The sequence below is a fragment of the Allobosea massiliensis genome, from assembly GCF_042655245.1.
In the GTDB taxonomy this organism is placed as follows: domain Bacteria; phylum Pseudomonadota; class Alphaproteobacteria; order Rhizobiales; family Beijerinckiaceae; genus Allobosea; species Allobosea massiliensis.
In genome coordinates this window covers 1-2,175 of the sequence record NZ_JBHSLU010000137.1, presented here as the reverse complement: position 1 = coordinate 2,175, position 2,175 = coordinate 1, and the positions used below count along the sequence as shown (strand labels likewise).

The window sequence follows — 2,175 nt, the reverse complement described above, 5'->3', positions numbered from 1 at the left end:
CAAACGCCAAATGTACGGCCGCGGAAAGATCGATCTCCTCCAAGCCCGTCTGATCGGCGCGCAATGACCCCAAGCGTCAGCAGAACTGCGTCAGACCCAATATTGCGCGCCGTTTGACAGTTTAGCGGCTGATGCTGCCCGAACTTCTCAAACAGAATCATCGCCAGCAGGTCCGGCCCCATGAAGCCGCGTGGCGTCACATGGAACGGCGCCGGCGGCTGGGATATCACCTCGCAGGACCGGCAGGTGAACTTCTCTCGTACGGTCTGGATCACCTTCCAGGAGCGCGGGATCACCTCCAGCGTCTCGGTCACGTCCTCGCCGAGCTTCGACAGCTTCAGCGAACCGCAGCATGGGCACGACGCCGGTGCGGGAACCACAACCCGTTCGCGCGGCAGATGCTCGGGAAACGGCTTGCGCACCGGGTGCCGGCGCGGCGCAGCCGGCGTCGTCGCCGCGCGGCGTGACGCCGCCTGTAGCGCAGCGATCTCGTCTTCCGTCGCCTGGGCCTCCAACTCCTCGAGCTGCAGTTCCATCTGGTCGATCAGGCGTGCCGTGCGCTCGGAGCGCCGGCCGTAGAGCTCGCGGCGCAGCTTCTCGATCATCAGCTTGAGATGCGCGATCATCGCCTGGGTAGAGGAAGCGGTCGCCTTGAGCTGGAGCGCCTCGGCGCCCAGGCGCGACGCTGCGGCTTCAGCCTCGACGCGGGCCTGGCGCTCAGCCAGGATCATCGCATGCGCCGCCGCCAGATCCGTCGGCAGGCTCGGCGCGGACCGTGACGAGACAGGCGTTCGCATGCACGCGATGGAATCATATCCCTCCGCGAACGCAAGCCAAAAGGCGTCATCCGATCGCGGTCGGCCGCCAGGTCTCCACTGGATTGCGCCAGTCGATCCCTGACAGCAGATAGCCCATCTGAGCGGGTGTGATGGAGACGACGCCGTCGGCCGGCGACGGCCACAGGAAGCGGCCCTTCTCCAGCCGGCGCACATAGAGGCTCGCCGCCTGACCGTCGTGCCAGATCACCTTCAAAAGGTCGCCGCGACGTCCCCGAAAGCAGAACACGTGGCCGTTCAGCGGATCGCGCTTCAGGACCTCCTGCGCCACCAGCGCCAGTGAGGCGAACCCCTTGCGCATATCGACATGGCCTGTCGCCAGCCACACCTTCACGCCAACCGGGACCGGGATCATCGAATAGCCTCGAGCCCCCGCGCGAGCCTCACCATCGCATCGATATCGAGACCACCCTCGGCGATGATGCGCCGACCCGACGACAGGACGATCTCAACCCGCGGGCTTCGGTCCAGCATCGCTCCTGGACTGTCGCCTCGGTTGTCCTCATCCAGCACCGGTGCCGGACTGGGAAGCACAGCGTCAGCCGCGACCGACACGGGAAGAAACGCTGCAGGGCTTTGGCGCTCGCCGAGCCGCTCGCGCCACCGGTAGATCTGCTGCGCCTGGATGCCATGACGCTTTGCGGTCGCAATCACGTTCCCGCTGGACAGCGCCTCGCTCACGACCGCGCGCTTCTCGTCCAGGCTCCAACGGCGTCGCCGGACATAGGTCTCATCATCCACGCCGAGCTCTCCAGCAGTACTGCCGGCACTGCTGCCGGATCAGAAACACGAGAAGCTGGAGGCCGAAATCCACATGCGCAAGGCGGCCGCCGGCGCAGGCTTACTCTCCTGCGCACGGTGCACCCTGACGATGGCGGTCGCGATGCCCACGCCGAACCGCGCCGCCGCAGAGCGTGCCGAAGGGGCTTCTGGACTGCGCCCGGTCCGTTAGACAAAGCCGACCTATCCTTCAGCGCCGCGTCAATCTTACGATCCCGCTAATCCTGACTGTAGGCGTGCGACATAAAGCATCTCCCTCGCTCCGAAGACGAAATCCGACCTGCCGCAATTTGGAAACCCGCCGTGAATCGGATTAGGCAGAAACCGCTCTAGCCCCGCGAAGCGACCTCTTCAGTATCACTATTCGCCCGCAGCTCATCGATCGTGAAATGGTGCGCGGTCGCGCCGTACCCGCGTGGTTGGCGTCAGATGCGATCTGACTATCGCTATCAGTTTTTGAGGTCGTGTCCCATAGCGTGGTGTAGCTGAGGGTGGTCATCGGCGATTGCCGGTTAGGTTTGGGTTGCGAACGCCAACCCTGAACCGAGAGATCCCCGAT

Annotated in this window: 3 protein-coding genes; all 3 read right to left on the bottom strand. The window is 64.7% G+C overall.

Annotated features, from left to right (window positions below; genetic code table 11):
• Window positions 1–731 (bottom strand): IS66 family transposase (locus ACFPN9_RS27825; RefSeq protein ID WP_377817947.1); only part of this gene is annotated, 731 nt, incomplete at its 3' end.
• A gap of 112 nt (window positions 732–843) precedes the next feature.
• The gene (gene tnpB, locus ACFPN9_RS27820) at window positions 844–1,191 is read right to left on the bottom strand and encodes an IS66 family insertion sequence element accessory protein TnpB (protein WP_067989833.1); all 348 of its coding nucleotides are present in this window, start codon (window positions 1,189–1,191) and stop codon (window positions 844–846) included.
• The gene (tnpA, locus tag ACFPN9_RS27815; RefSeq protein WP_066733952.1) at window positions 1,188–1,577 is read right to left on the bottom strand and encodes an IS66-like element accessory protein TnpA; all 390 of its coding nucleotides are present in this window, start codon (window positions 1,575–1,577) and stop codon (window positions 1,188–1,190) included. Before tnpA ends, tnpB begins: the two co-directional genes overlap by 4 nt.
• Window positions 1,578–2,175 lie beyond the last annotated feature (598 nt).

Excerpts from the sequence above, each read along its gene's own strand:
- tnpB (WP_067989833.1), bottom strand. The coding sequence starts at position 1,191 with ATGATCCCGGTCCCGGTTGGCGTGAAGGTGTGGCTGGCGACAGGCCAT.